This is a genomic window from Microbulbifer mixtoriginis (SeqCode) (assembly GCF_052466765.1).
The window spans coordinates 1,100,343-1,115,240 of record NZ_CP174289.1 but is presented as its reverse complement, the minus strand read 5'-3'; the positions used below and the strand labels follow the sequence as shown (position 1 = coordinate 1,115,240).

The 14,898-nt window shown below is 50.3% G+C and carries 13 protein-coding genes; 9 read left to right on the top strand and 4 right to left on the bottom strand.

Annotated features, from left to right (window positions below):
• The first annotated feature begins 423 nt into the window (after nt 1-423).
• Nucleotides 424-1,815, top strand: coding sequence for an amidohydrolase family protein (locus ACJJIV_RS04920; protein ID WP_444890958.1), 1,392 nt, complete (start codon nt 424-426; stop codon nt 1,813-1,815).
• 161 nt (nt 1,816-1,976) lie between these two features.
• Here the strand turns inward: ACJJIV_RS04920 and ACJJIV_RS04915 are convergent, their stop codons facing one another.
• Nucleotides 1,977-2,480: a thermonuclease family protein gene (locus tag ACJJIV_RS04915; RefSeq protein ID WP_444890957.1), complete on the bottom strand. Its 504-nt coding sequence runs from the start codon at nt 2,478-2,480 to the stop codon at nt 1,977-1,979.
• Nucleotides 2,481-2,786: 306 nt separating this feature from the next.
• Complete coding sequence (locus ACJJIV_RS04910) at nt 2,787-3,548, bottom strand: TlyA family RNA methyltransferase (protein ID WP_444890956.1); 762 nt, start codon at nt 3,546-3,548, stop codon at nt 2,787-2,789.
• A 124-nt stretch (nt 3,549-3,672) separates the two neighbouring features.
• Between ACJJIV_RS04910 and nhaA the strand changes: the two genes are divergently transcribed.
• The 5 genes from nhaA to ACJJIV_RS04885 all read left to right on the top strand — a co-directional run bounded on the left by nhaA (nt 3,673) and on the right by ACJJIV_RS04885 (nt 8,327).
• Nucleotides 3,673-5,166 carry a Na+/H+ antiporter NhaA gene (gene nhaA, locus ACJJIV_RS04905; RefSeq protein ID WP_444890955.1) on the top strand — a complete coding sequence of 498 codons (1,494 nt, stop codon included), beginning with the start codon at nt 3,673-3,675 and terminating at the stop codon, nt 5,164-5,166.
• Nucleotides 5,167-5,263: 97 nt separating this feature from the next.
• A complete protein-coding gene (locus tag ACJJIV_RS04900; RefSeq protein ID WP_444890954.1) occupies nt 5,264-6,634 on the top strand; it encodes a hypothetical protein in 1,371 nt (456 codons plus the stop codon).
• Between the two features lie 9 nt (nt 6,635-6,643).
• Complete coding sequence (locus ACJJIV_RS04895) at nt 6,644-7,024, top strand: MmcQ/YjbR family DNA-binding protein (protein ID WP_444885694.1); 381 nt, start codon at nt 6,644-6,646, stop codon at nt 7,022-7,024.
• Between the two features lie 39 nt (nt 7,025-7,063).
• A complete protein-coding gene (gene trxA / locus ACJJIV_RS04890; RefSeq protein WP_252085049.1) occupies nt 7,064-7,918 on the top strand; it encodes a thioredoxin in 855 nt (284 codons plus the stop codon).
• 79 nt (nt 7,919-7,997) lie between these two features.
• On the top strand, nt 7,998-8,327 hold the full coding sequence (locus ACJJIV_RS04885; RefSeq protein ID WP_444890953.1) for a YqfO family protein: 330 nt from the start codon (nt 7,998-8,000) through the stop codon (nt 8,325-8,327).
• A gap of 43 nt (nt 8,328-8,370) precedes the next feature.
• Here the strand turns inward: ACJJIV_RS04885 and ACJJIV_RS04880 are convergent, their stop codons facing one another.
• Together ACJJIV_RS04880 and ACJJIV_RS04875 are read right to left on the bottom strand one after the other, a co-directional pair.
• A complete protein-coding gene (locus tag ACJJIV_RS04880) occupies nt 8,371-8,898 on the bottom strand; it encodes a hypothetical protein (protein WP_444890952.1) in 528 nt (175 codons plus the stop codon).
• Nucleotides 8,899-9,000: 102 nt separating this feature from the next.
• Complete coding sequence (locus tag ACJJIV_RS04875) at nt 9,001-9,540, bottom strand: NUDIX hydrolase (RefSeq protein ID WP_444890951.1); 540 nt, start codon at nt 9,538-9,540, stop codon at nt 9,001-9,003.
• 102 nt (nt 9,541-9,642) lie between these two features.
• Between ACJJIV_RS04875 and ACJJIV_RS04870 the strand changes: the two genes are divergently transcribed.
• The 3 genes from ACJJIV_RS04870 (at nt 9,643) to ACJJIV_RS04860 (ending at nt 14,872) form a co-directional block, all read left to right on the top strand.
• Nucleotides 9,643-10,953: an efflux RND transporter periplasmic adaptor subunit gene (locus ACJJIV_RS04870; protein ID WP_444890950.1), complete on the top strand. Its 1,311-nt coding sequence runs from the start codon at nt 9,643-9,645 to the stop codon at nt 10,951-10,953.
• Nucleotides 10,954-10,985: 32 nt separating this feature from the next.
• Entirely contained in the window at nt 10,986-14,150 is a 3,165-nt protein-coding gene (locus tag ACJJIV_RS04865) for an efflux RND transporter permease subunit (protein ID WP_444890949.1), read from the top strand.
• 110 nt (nt 14,151-14,260) lie between these two features.
• A complete protein-coding gene (locus ACJJIV_RS04860; protein WP_252085055.1) occupies nt 14,261-14,872 on the top strand; it encodes an NUDIX hydrolase in 612 nt (203 codons plus the stop codon).
• Nucleotides 14,873-14,898: the final 26 nt, after the last annotated feature.

Genomic DNA, 14,898 nt, shown 5'->3' with positions numbered 1-14,898 from the left:
TGTGTTCTTGATTGTATTTTGGTCTGTATATTTTGTTGTTCAGTGCGATATATAATGATAGTTTGTCGTGAAAAATTAATGTTGTCTCTATTATGTCCGGATTTGATCATGCGTTATGAAATATGGGCTTGATGGTGAGCGATGCTGCAATATGTTTACACTCAGAGATAAGATAACTGTTTAGACTATGTGAGAGATGAATGTATTGTCTGATTTATGGTCTTTGCAGTGTTACTCGTTAAGTTAGTAGGGTGTATATAGGTCAAAACTAGCTATGCGATTCGATGTTGGTTGAAAAGCTATGAAGCGCTATTGGGTATGTCTATTTAGATAATGCATGTTAAGCGCTTTTAGTTGAGAGGGGGGCTTTTTATCCTGTTTTGTCGATTTGAATTTATCACCAGCTAATAGAAGGAAATTTTAATGATAAAAAAAATAATTAAGGCATTATCTCTTGGTATTATGTTGCTGTTCAGCTTGTCAACTCAGGCGGAGACGAGAAGTGCGCTTGTGGGGGGACGGCTGATCGATGGTTTTGGTAATCGGCCAATCGCAAATAGTGTGATTTTAATTCGGGGCGACAAAATTGAGGAAGTTGGCACGGTTGAAACGCTTCCCGTCCCCGACGGGTATCAAATTATTTCTACTGAGGGGATGGATGTCTTACCTGGACTTTGGGAAAATCATGCTCACCTAATGCTCAGTGGACACTCGGACTATGTGCATTGGGATAAACACTACCTACATCGCCTGACCAATGAAATAATGCCTGCTAGTGCAATACAATTACTGCTAGCCGGGGTTACTAGTGTTCGTGATTTGGGTGCTCCGCTAGAAGCATCTTTAGAGATAAAGCGCAAAATCATTTCTGGTGAAATTGCCGGGCCAAGGCTATTTGTTTCCGGACCATTTATCCAACATGAAGTTTATCCTGGCACTGAAGCTTTTCGTTGGTCAGTCTCTAGTGCCCCTGAAGCAAAAAAGAAAGTAAACTTACTGGCAACAGCTGGTGTCGATATAATTAAGCTGATTGACCATGACAAGATGACTATAGAAGTTGCTCAAACGGTCGTGGATGAGGCCCATAAGCATGCTTTAAAAGTTGTAGCTCATTCGCACCGCCCAGATGAGATCCGCAGAGGGCTGGCCATAGGTGTCGATAACTTTGAACATACAGGGCTGACAACAGCACCTGAGTACCCTGAAGATATCATCCAGTTATTAAAAGAGCGCACTGCTAAGGGCCGCGTTGCTGGAGGCCCGCTTTTCTGGACTCCAACCGTAGAAGGTCTCTGGAACTATAGTAACACTGTGGATAACCCGGAAAGGCTGGATGATACATGCTGGCACAAAGGACTAAAACCAGACACTATTGACGATATTAAACAGTCATTGAGAAACCCTGGGCAATTGCAGTACATGCAGTTAACTCCCTTACGTAAACCAACTTTGAAAAAGAAAATCTCCCAGCTTAAAGATACTGGTGTGGTGTTTCTTGTGGGGACAGATAGTGGTATCCCAACTAAATTTCATTGCCAAAGCACTTGGAACGAATTGGCCGTTTTGGTTGAAGAGATGAATTTTTCCGCTATGGATGCAATTCGAGCAGCTACCTACTGGCCCGCAGTAATGATGGGGGTTTCGGACCAATCAGGGACTGTATCTAAAGGAAAATTTGCCGATATCATCGCAGTAAGAGGGGATGTGCTGAGGCATATTAACCTTCTATCTAATATCTCATTGGTTATGAAAGGAGGAGTGCTCTATAAAAAGGGTGGACAGGCAATAGAATCTTACCCAACCTCCCAAAGGTAAAACCGAAGGAATCTCCTCTTAAAATATCAGAAAACAGTCCCATATACTCCCGTATAGTGTAAGTTATAGGCCAGTTTGGTAGCTCTAATGATATTTTTATTTTGAGCTTTATGGGAACTGTTTGCTTAGTGGGTAAAATTCATGTTCAGAAAATTTAGTTTTTAATCATCTAAAAAGAAGTTGTTTTCCGGATTGTAATAGCAAAAATCGTGATCTAGGTTCTTGCGAAAGCAGTAGGGGTCTTTTGCTTCCATTTCGCCCCATAATCCTAGATTGGAGTAGTATGCAAAGTCTTGCTCAATCTTGAATTTATCTCTGCAATAGTAGGCGTAATTCCAAGCGGCTCCTCTTGCAACCATTTCTTGATTGATGTTGTATCCATTTGCAAATAGATAACCAGTTTCTCTGCCGTATTGATCCCTTCCTGTCGATTGGAAATCCACAGTGCCAAATGACAATAAATGATTCAGGGTTTGAGTAGCCTCTGGGCCATATATTTGCGTGCTGGGATAGGTTTCTGGTGCATCAATGCACTGAAGGCGTATTTCAACATATTCACCAGAAACATATCCGTGAACTGTGTCACCGTCTATTATCCTATAGTTAGTCAGTGGAGCCGCTTGTAATGAAGTGGAGAGCGTACACAGCAAAATTAATCTTTTCATTGGGATTATCTGCGTCGTTGTTTTATGTGCGCAGGATAGGGGGTATTTATTACGTGTTTATTTATAGATTGTGATAGTAATAAATAGTTTTTGTTAAAGGGTGAGAGTGTTTTGATAGGCGAAAATGAGGATGTTTCTTAATTCTAAGCGGTAGGTATCTAAGATCTGTCTGGAAATTTTTATTTTGAAACGTAATCGATAGGGCCCTCGAAATATGATGACCCTAGCGTAAATTAAAATTATGTCAGGATAGAGCGTTCAAGTGGATTCAGTAGTGTAATATTAAACTTTTTTTGTTCTCTTAGCTCATGCTTCTTTATGTGCAGCCCAGAGTAAGAATTCCCGGTTGCCATCGCCACCTTTAATTGGGCTGTTAATATATTCTTTAATCTCAAGTCCTAGTTCATCACATAAATATGCAATTTTCTGGCGTACTTGTGGAAAGAGATTTGCATCACGCACCACCCCCCCTTTACCAATGCCCTCAGGTCCCACCTCGAATTGTGGCTTTACCAGAGTCAACAGCTGGCCTTCGGGTTTTAGTAAAGAAGGCAGCTGCGGCAGTATCAACGTTTGGGAAATAAAGGATACATCCATCACGATGGCATCAAAGCCAGTATCTGCGTAAGGAGAAAGTTGTGATGCCTCTAAATAACGGGCATTAATTCCTTCGAAGAGGTGCATACGTGGATCATCTATTAATTTTTGTGCTAGCTGATCTCGTCCTACATCTACCCCTACTACGGAAGTGGCGCCTCTCTGTAACAGGCAGTCACTAAAGCCTCCAGTAGAGCAGCCTACATCCAGGGCGTGCCAGCCCATAGGGTTTAATCCTGTGTGATCGAGTATCGCGGCAAGTTTTAGGCCGGCGCGGGAAACATATTGATCTTCGGGTAGTGCAGTGACTTCTAAGGCGCAGTTCTCACTGACGGATTGCCCAGCTTTGCGCGCCAGCTCCATGGGGCCGCCCTCGGATAGCGTGACCCTGCCGGCTGCGACCAGTTTTTTGGCGTGGGTGCGGGAATTGGCGAGTTTTCTCTGTACTAGCAGTTGGTCCAAGCGGGTCATGTTTTGCTACTGGGTCCTGTCAAATGGTTAAGAATAGTGTGGCCATGCTAACCTCTGGCTCCCATAGGTAGAAGTGCGGCTCCGTTTCTAGTCGGGCTACTCTTTACTAAAGAGGGGGATGTCGATGGCAAAAAGCGTTCTGAATAAGTTCAAGATCCGCAAAGGAAAGGTTTTTGAGGCGCCTTTAGAACAGGCTTTTGGGCGCCTGGTGACACCTTTTGAAGAGTTTATCCACCGGCAGAGCAGCAGTGGTATTTTACTGATGCTTTCTGCGCTGGCGGCGCTCATTATCGCAAACTCCCCCCTGGAAGATGTCTACATAACCCTTTTGCATATGCCCATCAGTTTCACTGTGGGAAATTGGGAGTTTTCTTTATCGCTACACCACTGGATTAATGAAGGTCTAATGACGATCTTCTTTTTTTTAGTGGGCTTGGAGCTCAAGCGGGAATTTATGGTAGGGGAGCTGTCCGATTTACGCCATGCGGTACTACCTGTGATGGCGGCAATCGGTGGTATGGTGGTGCCGGCATTGATTTATGCAGCATTCAATGCTGGCGGTGAGGCGGAGCGCGGTTGGGGCATCCCCATGGCCACGGACATTGCTTTTGCCGTGGGCTGTATTGCCTTATTGGGTAATCGTGTGCCTCGCGCGGTTGTGACTTTCTTAGTGGCTCTGGCTATTGTTGATGACTTGGGCGCCATTCTGGTGATCGCTATCTGGTATACAGAGCAGGTAAATATGACCGCGCTGATCGCTGCGGGTTGCCTGGTTGTGATCATGTGGTTGCTGAAGGCGGCTGGCGTGCGTAACTCCCCCCCCTATGTATTTGTGGGCATTCTGCTGTGGTATGAATTTTATCTGGCCGGAGTTCACGCCACCATTGCGGGGGTCATAACTGCAATGGCGCTGCCGGCGAAGCCCAAGTACGATCCAGTGGCGTTTAGTTCCTTTGTTAAAGATATTATCCGCAGCTTCGATCGCTGTTTCCGTCCCGGTGATAAAATCATTGCCAATGATGCCTTACGCGCACGGGTTATGGCCCTAGGCAGTGGCGTTAACCTGGCGCAGTCTCCTCTGCAGCGTATGGAAACCCGCCTGCACACTCCGGTTGGCTTTCTGGTGATTCCCATCTTTGCGCTCGCTAATGCAGGCATTCCCTTCGATAGCTTTACTAGCTCAAGTGCAGTTTTCAACCCGGTAACCCTGGGGGTAATCGCTGGGCTGGTATTCGGAAAGCTGATTGGGATTGTGGGGGCTACTTGGATCGGTTGGAAATTAGGCTTGGGCAGCTTACCTAAGTTGGCTAATTTTCAGCATATCATTGGCGTGGCATTACTCGGCGGTATCGGCTTTACTATGTCGATCTTTATTGCCGAACTGGCGTTCAGTTACCAGAATAACCTGTTGAATCAGGCCAAGGCAGGTATCTTACTGGCTTCTGTAATTGCCGGTATCGCCGGTTTCCTGGTACTGCGCACTGCGCCAGTTACTGAAGAGTTTGATGTACAGACCGATGGCCGGGAACCTGAGCCTGCGGGGGGCAGTGAAGCTCAGCAAGAAGGCTTAGAGAAGCAAGATAGTTCCGCTCAGGAAAATCCCGGTCGTCAACGTTGAGGGGCTTCCCGGCCTGGTCCTGCCATAGCAGGCCGTTTTGGGGTTTTCCCGGCTGAGTAAACTTCCAGATGTGAAATAAATTTCAAGAGAAATAATAATGAAACAAGTAGTAAAGGCGGTGTGTCTGTTGCCAATTCTGGCTGCACCTCTATTTCTTGCCGCCTGCGAGGGTAAAGCGCGATCAGAGGATAAGTTACGAGAAGCAGTAGAGGTTAAAGGGCAAAAAACTGCAATAGAAGGGAAAGGGGATATGTCCATGGATACAGTGGCCAGGGACTATGTTGCCCTGGTGTTGGAATTGGGTAATCACGACAAGAGTTATGTCGATGCCTATTATGGCCCGGCGCAGTGGCGAGAGCAGGCGGAGCAGAGCCAGGCCAGCCCGGCGGATATTGCCAAACGCGGTAACGCCCTCATCGCTCAGCTACCCGGGGATGGCGTGGTGGATGGTTCCCTTGACGGCCTGCGTCTACACTACCTGCGAACTCAACTGGCTGCGCTGGTGGCTCACGCCCGCAGCCTTGCTGGCGAAAGCGAGCGCAACTTTGCCAAAGAAGCGCGCGAGCTTTATGACACCGAGCCCCCCAGGCAAAATTTCACTGGTTTCGATCCACTCTTGCAGGAGTTGGATGAGCTGTTGCCCGGCAATGAGCCCCTAAGTGCGCGAGTGCAGGCGTTTCGGCAGCAGTATGAAATCCCAGTGGACAAGCTCCAAGAGGTTTTTGATGCAGCCATTGCGGAGTGTCGCAAGCGCACCAAGCAGTATATCCCGCTGCCACAGGATGAAAATTTTGCCCTTGAATATGTCAGTGACAAACCCTGGAGCGGTTACAACTGGTATCAGGGAGGGGCGCATAGCCTGATACAGGTGAACAGTGGCTTGCCGATTACCATTGATCGCGCGATCGACCTTGGCTGCCATGAAGGCTACCCGGGCCATCATACCTATAACGCGTTGTTGGAACAGACGTTGGTGGAAGACCGTGGCTGGGTGGAATATAGCGTGTATCCGCTGTTCAGTCCCCAATCTCTGATTGCCGAGGGCAGTGCCAATTACGGTATCGACCTGGCCTTTCCTGGGGAGGAAAAAAACTGCTTCGAGATGGAGGTACTTTATCCCCTCGCCGGGTTGGATCCACAAAGTGCACAAAAGTATGAGCGGGTGATGGGACTGGTGGATAAGCTCAGTTTTGCCGGCAATGAAATTGCTCGGCAGTATATCGATGGTGAAATTGCCCCAGAGCAAGTTGCGGTACTGTTTGAGAAATACACTCTGATGAGCCCGGCCAAGGCAAAGCAGCGCAAGGATTTTGTCGATGCCTACGGTGCCTATGTCATTAATTACAACTGGGGCAAAAAACTGGTAGCTGATTATGTGGAGCGAGATACAAACAGTGCACAAGAGCGCTGGCAGCGTTTCGCCAAGCTGTTGTCGTCGCCACGCTTACCCTCTTCGCTAGACTGGTAGGCGCTAACAATGCACAAGGCGGAACTGCGGAGTTATTTACTTGCGCGACCAGAGGCGATTGAGGACTTCCCCTTTGGTCCCGATGTTGCGGTGTACAAGATTAAGGGGCGTATGTTCGCGACTCTCAGCCGCTACCGCGAGGTAGATGCGACCAATTTAAAGTGTGATCCCGACGAGGCTCAGGCCCTGCGGGATATCTTCCCTGGCGTGCTGCCGGGTTACCATATGAACAAGAAGCACTGGAATACTGTATTGCTCGATGGCACAGTGCCGGATTATGAAATTGAGCGGATGGCGGATCGCTCCTATGGCCTTGTGGTTAAGGGGCTGCGTAAAATTGAGCGGCAATCCCTTGAGCTGGCTTATGGCACGGATACCCTCTACCGCTAGAACCTCAGCAGATTAGCAAGACATTACTCAGGAGAGTTTGTGAACGATTTTATTGTCGATGTAACGGCAGAAAACGCCCAGCAGGTACTCATTGAAGAATCCATGAATCGCCCGGTTCTGGTGGATTTCTGGGCCGATTGGTGCGAGCCGTGCAAACAGCTGATGCCGGTTTTGGAAAAGCTCGCGAATGAATATGCGGGCCAGTTCCTCCTGGCAAAAGTGAATGCCGACACCGAGCAGATGATCGCCGGCCAGCTGGGGGTACGCAGCTTACCTACAGTTATGCTGCTCAAAGAGGGGCAGCCGGTAGATGGCTTTGCCGGGGTGCAGCCGGAAAGCCAGATTCGTGAAATGCTCGACAAATATCTGCCCAAACCCTGGGACATCAAATTGCAGCAGGCCCAGGCGCTGATTGGTGAGGGCAAGGTGGATGAAGCCCTGCCGTTGCTGCGCCAGGCTTACGCTGAATCCTCCGAGCGGGTGGATATTGCCAAACACCTGGCGGCGTTGCTGCTTGATCAAAACCGCGCTGCGGAAGCAGAAACCGTGCTCAGCAAAATTCTGCTGGCGGATCAGGATGCGGAATACCAGCGCCTGATGGCCCAGTTGGAGCTAAAACAACAGGCGGCGGATACCCCCGAGATTCAGGCGCTGCAGAAGGCCCTGGAGCAGAACCCGCAGGATTATGATTCCGCCTATAAGCTGGCGGTACAGTACAGTCAGGCCAATCGTCACGAGGAAGCCCTGGAGCTGTTGTTGGATATCCTGCGCAAGGATATGAATTTTGCCGATGGCGCGGCCAAGCAGGCATTTCTCGATATGGTGAAAAGCTTGGGTGCCGGCGACCCCATCGCCACCCAATATCAGCGTAAGCTGATGACGTTGATGTTCTAGACGTTTCAATCGTATTGCACTGTAAAGGGGCCTTGAAGGCCCCTTTACTTTATACACCGTTGAATAGTGAATCAGCAGAATGCATAAGCTCTGTATCTATATACCCTCAAGTCATCTGGAAGTTGTCAAACAAGCTCTGTTTAACGCCGGAGCTGGCAGAATCGGCGACTACGACAGTTGTTGCTGGCAGGTATTGGGTGTCGGTCAGTTCCGGCCACTAGCGGGCAGTCAGCCGTTTATTGGTGAGTCCGGGCAGATAGAGCAGGTAGAGGAATATCGGGTTGAGATGGCGTGTGCCGATGAGTCTGTGGATGCAGCACTTGAAGCCCTCTACCAGGCACATCCTTACGAGGAGCCGGCCTTTGACCTTTGGCGCCTGGATGAGCGTTGTGGCGGCAAAATTCGCTAGTGACAGGATATAAACAGTATCCTGCCATTCGCGAGAGAGGGCTTTAAAGGTTATCCAGTGCCTGCTGGCGCTGCTGACTGTTTTCTTTTAGCGCTTGAACCTCTTTCAAAATCTGTGAAATCCGGCTATCGCCCTCACGGTTCTCCTGCAATAGCTGTGCCTGGGGGCCTTGTGGCTGAGCATCGTTGCTGGGTGTGGCGGGCAGGGTATTGATGGGTTTTATCCGATGTATACGTACATGAGTATCCAGGCCCTCGGGTATCGAATCAGAGAAGTGCCAATTGCCCTCACTGTCCCGCCAGCTAAATACCTCCCTGGTCTGTTTATGTTGCTCTTCTGGCAAAAGGCCACTGGATTCCACCAGGGTTTCCAGTTGCTCGGCAGATTTCTGAGTACTGTCGCTCACCGCTTGAATGGCGCGTTGGCCTTGCTGGCGAACTGTGTCCAGAGTCTGCTGATCGGGAAGCCAGTCTTGGGGAGACATAATCGGTTTGCCATCGGTACCGGGAATCAACATGGGTAAGCCCACGCCTACTAATAACAGTACCGCAAGCATATAGGCGTATTTCATTGGAACATCCTTTTTAAATGTACCCAGGTGGGTGAGTGCTTCTCCCACCCAGAGTCCTCTTCCAGTGCACTATCTTCAGCTTGGCTCGCGCTGCAGCTACCACTATAGCTTCCGCGAAATAACGCCCCGGTGCAGCTGGTATTGCCCCTGTTCTGTGTCGTTGAAATAGTGCTTGAGAGTTTTATGCATGATCGGGAAGGCAATTTCAGCCCAGGGGATTTCTTCCTGGCGAAATAGTGACACTTCTAGTGACTCCGGCCCGGGGCCAAAATTCGTATCGGTGAGCTCTCCGCGATACATCAGGTAAACCTGATTGATATGCGGAATGTCATAAATTGAATAAAGCTCGTCCACACGAATGCTGGCACGTGCTTCTTCCCAGGACTCGCGCAAAGCACCTTCTTCACTGGTTTCACCGTTTTCCATAAAGCCGGCGGGCAGGGTCCAGAGTCCCAGGCGTGGCTCAATGGCGCGTTTACACAGTAAGACCCGGTCTTCCAGGTAGGGTAAAACACCGACAATCACACGCGGGTTGATGTAGTGGATGGTGCCGCAATTGCCACAGAGGTGGCGAGGGCGGTCATCGCCTTGGGGGATGGAAAATGTGACGGCATTACTGCCGCATTGGCTACAAAATTTCATGGCGTCAGTATACCCATGCAAGATTCCAGCGCCAGCTTCCAGCTTTTTGACGCCTATAGTTGTTAAAGGTGTTGAAGTTCATAGGGCGGTGCCAGCTTTACTATGGCGCGTATTTTATTTTTTTGGCTTGTGCTGATCGCCTTGACAGCCTGTGGCGGCAAAGACGATAAGCAAAAGGCACCGCCACCGCCTCCTGTAGAGGTGCTGGTGGTGCGAGAACAGCCAGTGATTCCGCGCTTTGAATTTGTCGGCCGGGTGGAGGCCACCGATGAGTATAAGGTGCGCCCGCGCGTGCAAGGTTATATCCAGAGCCGCGATTTTAGAGAGGGGGAAACGGTTAAGAAAGGGCGCCTGCTATTTGAAATAGATCCGCGCCCATTTATCGCTGAATTGGATAACCAAAGCGCCAATTTGGAGCGCGCCGAGGCAACTCTGCGGATCGCCGAACGCAATTATCGACGTGGTCGCAAGTTGGTCGCTACAGGTGCTATCAGCCAGGTTCAGATGGATGAATTACTGGGCACTTTTGAGGAGGCCAAGTCACAGGTCGATGCAGATCGGGCCAAAGTGGAAAGTGCTCGCCTAGACCTCTCCTACACAAAGATTTACGCGCCACTTACCGGCCGCATTGGTCGTACCCAGTTTACTGAGGGGTCCCTGGTGGGGCCCGATTCGGACCCACTCACTACCATCGTCAAGATGGACCCAATCTATGTGTTGTTTGAGGTTCCTGAAAACCAACTCTATGCCGTACAGGTGGATGCCGAGCGCCGCCGCCGGGAGGGGTTGCCGCCAACGAGGCTGGATGTGCGTATAGAGCTGCCGGATGGTAATTTTTACCCCTATCAGGGTCGGATTGTATTTATCGATAACCAGATAGACCCCAACACCGGCTCCGTAGCGGTACGCGCACTCTTTCCCAATCCGGGCAGCCTACTGGTGCAAGGACAATTTGCTCGGGTCTCAATCCGTTTGTATACCGGCAGTGAGGCACTTAAACCGCTGGTGCCGCAATCTGCAGTGCTGGAGGACATGCAGGGGCGTTACCTCTTTGTGCTGGGTAAGAAAAATATTGCTGAAAAACGTTATGTCACTCTGGGGCAGCGGGAGGGGGAGCTCTGGGCGGTTAATCATGGTTTAGTTGCTGGGGAGTCGGTCATCGTTAACGGCTTGCAGCGGGTTGTTGCGGGCAAGCCAGTGACCCCTCAAAACACGCCGCGGAACCCCTACGACGCATCAGAAAAGCCGGCAGAGCCCGCAAGCGGTGGCGCTTCTCCCGTAGGTAAGCAAAGTACCAAACAGCCTATAGGCTTCGGGCAGGGGACACTGCTCCCCGATGACATGGAACTTCCTGAAGGTGTGGAGGAGGGCGAACGCCACCGATACGAGGGACAAGAGCATGATTATAAATAGCCCGCCTGAAATGGGGGGGGCTTAGCGAATTTATGATCAGTGCCTTTTGCATACGGCGGCCCCGTTTCGCCTTTGTCATCTCCATACTGATCTCTCTTGCGGGTATTCTCTCGTTGCCATTATTGCCGGTGGCGCAATTTCCAGAAATTACTCCAGCCACAATAAACGTCGCAGCCAATTACGCCGGGGCCAGTGCTGAAGTTGTGCGCGATAGTGTTGCCGTGCCCATCGAATCCCAAGTGAATGGCGTGGAAGGCATGGATTATATGTCCTCCACCAGTGGCAACGATGGCTCTTACAGTCTCACGGTAACGTTTAAATCTGGTTATGACGATGATATCGCTCAGGTCAATGTACAGAACCGTGTGGAGCAGGCCACGCCGCAATTGCCTGAGGATGTAAAGCGCGATGGTGTGGTGGTTTCCAAGCAAAGCACCACTTTGCTATTGGTCGTGAACTTATTTTCTCCTGAGCAGAAATTCGATGAACTTTTCCTAGCCAATTACGCAGAAATTTATTTGAAGGATGAGCTGGCGCGCGTATTGGGTGTGAGCAGCGTAGTTATTTTTGGCTCGCGCAATTACGCCATGCGCCTGTGGCTGGACCCGAATAGGATGGCGTCCCTGGACGTTACCACCGAGGATGTTATCAGCGCGGTACGGGCACAAAATGTGCAGGTAGCGGCTGGGCAGATTGGCTCGCCGCCCATTCGCAAGGACCAGCAATTTCAATACAACATCCTGGTGCAGGGGCGCCTGGTGAATCCCAAGGAATTTGAGGAAATTACTATTCGCGCCAAACCCGATGGCGCCATGGTAAAAGTGAAAGATGTGGCGCGGGTGGAATTAGGCAGTGAGTCCTATTCCTCCTATGGGCAATTGGATAACCAGGCTTCGGCAGTGATCGGTGTTTATCAGTTGCCGGAAGCCAATGCCATTGAAGTGGCTGACGGCATCAAGGCCAAGGTCAAAGAGCTTTCCCAGCGTTTTCCAGATGGCCTAAAGGCAGAGATCCTCTACGACACCACTCTGTTTGTGCAGGCCTCTATCAAAGAGGTGGTGCAGACACTATTTATTGCCCTGATTTTGGTGATCGCGGTGGTCTTCCTGTTTTTACAGGATTGGCGCTCCACCCTGATCCCCGCTATTGCCATCCCTGTTTCACTGGTGGGCACTTTTGCATTGATGCTGGCGTTTGGTATGACTATTAATACCATCACCTTGTTTGCGCTGATTCTAGCGATTGGCATAGTGGTTGATGATGCGATTATTGTGGTGGAAAACACCCAGCGACTGATGAGTGACGGCCTAACGCCAAAAAAGGCTGCGTTGCAGTCTATGCGTGAGGTTACTGGGCCGGTCATTGCCACTACGCTGGTGTTGTTTGCGGTGTTTGTACCGGTCATGTTGATGCCGGGTATCACCGGAAAAATGTATCAGCAATTTGCGGTTACTATTTCTATGTCGGTCGCGATTTCCTCCCTTAATGCGCTTACCCTGAGCCCGGCACTTTGCGCCAGTATTTTAAAAGTGGGTAAGGAAGGCGAAGTTGCCGGAGTGAAAGAGACCGGGGTATTTGGTTTTTTCAACCGAGGGCTACATCGCTCCACCAATTTTTATGTGGGTATGGTAAAAGCCTGCGTAAAGATTCCGCTAATCGGAATTATCTCCGTTATCGGTATTTTCCTGCTGGCCTTTTGGTTATTTAGTAGTATCCCCACTGGCTTTATCCCGGACGAGGACCAGGGCACGTTTATGCTACACGTGCAACTGCCGGATGGTTCCTCCCTGGAGCGCACGGGCCCGGTGGTGAATCAGGTTACAGACATATTATTGGAAGAACCTGGTATGGCCCATGTGGTGGGTGTGCCCGGCTATAACCTGCTTACCAACAGTGTCTCATCTAATACCGCAATGATGTTTGCGGTGTTAAAACCCTGGGATGACCGCACCAGTGAAGAGGATCACCAGTTCGCCATTATGCAGCGGGCACAGAAAAAACTGGCGCAGATACCCAACGCACAGATTATGCCTTTTGTCATACCACCCCTGCCGGGTATCGGTACCGTGGGAGGGTTTGAATTTGTGTTGGAGGATTTACAGGGGCGCAGTATTACGGAATTATCACAAGTAATGATTGATCTGCTGGGCGCGGCCAATCAGCGATCGGAAATTTCCCAGGCCTTCACCAGTTTCCAGGCGGCTACCCCCCAGTTGGAATTAAAGATCGATAAAGAAAAAGCGCACGTACTTGGTGTGCCGTTGCCAGAGGTTTATTCGACACTGCAGACTTTTCTTGGCGGATATTACATAAACGACTTTAATTTATATGGCAAAGTATTCCGAGTGATCGCCCAGGCAGATGCGCAGTTTCGCGATGACGAACAAAATCTGGCGGGCTTCTATGTGCGCGCCAACAGTGGTGGTCTGGTGCCGATTACCTCGGTCTCCACTATTGAGCCGGTTGTGGCACCACAAACTATCACCCGCTACAACCTCTATAACAGCGTGACGATTAATGGCGCTCCAGCGCCGGGTTACTCCAGTGGTCAGGCCATGGATGCCATGGAGGAGCTGGCCTCCAGGCTGCCGGAAGGCTACGGCTATGAATGGACCGGGATCAGTTTACAGGAGGTTACCTCGGGCAATCTGGCTCCCATCCTGTTCAGTTTGGCCATAATATTTGTGTACCTGTTTTTGGTGGCCCAGTATGAGAGCTGGAGTATTCCTATTGCGGTGCTCTTGTGCGTGCCTATTGCGATTTGCGGTGCCATGTTGGTGGTGTGGATGGCCGGATCTATCAATAATCTCTATACCCAGATCGGTTTGGTATTGTTAATTGGTATGGCGGCGAAGAGCGCGATTTTGATTGTTGAGTTCGCCTGTGTGGAACGGGATAAAGGCAAGTCTATTGCCGAGTCTGCGATTTCAGCCACCCGCCTGCGTTTCCGGGCAGTATTGATGACGGCTATGTCGTTTATTCTCGGAGTGATACCGTTGCTGGTAGCCACAGGCGCGGGTGCCGTAAGCCGTATTTCCCTGGGATTGGTCGTGTTTGGCGGTATGCTCGCAGCCAGCCTGTTTGCCACTTTATTGGTGCCTGTGTACTACGCGTTGGTGCAGGCGATTCGTGAGAAGCTCAAAGGGGGCTATACGCCCCAGTCCCAGCTGGATGCAGCTTCGGCTGAGCGGCAGTAACTGGCTGGGAGCCGCAAATGGAGATTGCGGTATACAGCTCGGTGTTATCACCGGGAATCGGTATGATGAACGTTAGGGAGCCTTTGTTGTATGAGGCGGGATAAGTGGATATGTTATCGATTATCGAAAAGAAAATTTCCCAGCAAATAGAAGAGCTGGAGGCTGGCGTACCAACAGGGCCAGAATTGTATGGCCATGCCGCAGTGTTGATTGCTCTTACCGAAGAGCCAGATCCCCATGTAGTGCTGACTAAGCGCGCCGATACACTATCTACCCATTCCGGAGAAGTTTCCCTACCGGGCGGACGCTGGGATGCTACCGACCCCTCCCTGCAATATACCGCCCTGCGCGAAGCTCAAGAGGAAGTGGACCTGCCTATGAATCAGGTGCGGATGCTCGGCCCTCTGTGGCCGCGCACTACTCGCTGGCAGGTACATGTCACTCCCTGGGTGGGGGTGATCTCACCGGATACCCATCTCAGGCCCAACCCTGGTGAGCTGGATGCGATTTTTCGTGTGCCTTTGTCGTTTTTTCTTGACGATCCCCGTATCCGCACTGACCGAATCACTATCGATAATCAAGCTATTTATCTACCCGCCTACCAGTTTGGCGACTATGAAATCTGGGGCTTTACTGCCGGAGTATTAACCGAGTTCCTGGTAAGAATACTGGGCGCTTCTATTGGGCGCAGGGATGATGTGCCATTACGTACATTGAATTAGCCCTGCTCTAGAAGAATATTTCACGG

Bases quoted from the DNA above. Each gene is read 5' to 3' on its own strand.
- ACJJIV_RS04920 (WP_444890958.1), top strand. From the start codon at position 424: ATGATAAAAAAAATAATTAAGGCATTATCTCTTGGTATTATGTTGCTG.
- ACJJIV_RS04915 (WP_444890957.1), bottom strand. From the start codon at position 2,480: ATGAAAAGATTAATTTTGCTGTGTACGCTCTCCACTTCATTACAAGCG.
- ACJJIV_RS04910 (WP_444890956.1), bottom strand. From the start codon at position 3,548: ATGACCCGCTTGGACCAACTGCTAGTACAGAGAAAACTCGCCAATTCC.
- nhaA (WP_444890955.1), top strand. From the start codon at position 3,673: ATGGCAAAAAGCGTTCTGAATAAGTTCAAGATCCGCAAAGGAAAGGTT.
- ACJJIV_RS04900 (WP_444890954.1), top strand. From the start codon at position 5,264: ATGAAACAAGTAGTAAAGGCGGTGTGTCTGTTGCCAATTCTGGCTGCA.
- ACJJIV_RS04895 (WP_444885694.1), top strand. From the start codon at position 6,644: ATGCACAAGGCGGAACTGCGGAGTTATTTACTTGCGCGACCAGAGGCG.
- ACJJIV_RS04885 (WP_444890953.1), top strand. From the start codon at position 7,998: ATGCATAAGCTCTGTATCTATATACCCTCAAGTCATCTGGAAGTTGTC.
- ACJJIV_RS04880 (WP_444890952.1), bottom strand. From the start codon at position 8,898: ATGAAATACGCCTATATGCTTGCGGTACTGTTATTAGTAGGCGTGGGC.
- ACJJIV_RS04875 (WP_444890951.1), bottom strand. From the start codon at position 9,540: ATGAAATTTTGTAGCCAATGCGGCAGTAATGCCGTCACATTTTCCATC.
- ACJJIV_RS04870 (WP_444890950.1), top strand. From the start codon at position 9,643: ATGGCGCGTATTTTATTTTTTTGGCTTGTGCTGATCGCCTTGACAGCC.
- ACJJIV_RS04865 (WP_444890949.1), top strand. From the start codon at position 10,986: ATGATCAGTGCCTTTTGCATACGGCGGCCCCGTTTCGCCTTTGTCATC.
- ACJJIV_RS04860 (WP_252085055.1), top strand. From the start codon at position 14,261: ATGTTATCGATTATCGAAAAGAAAATTTCCCAGCAAATAGAAGAGCTG.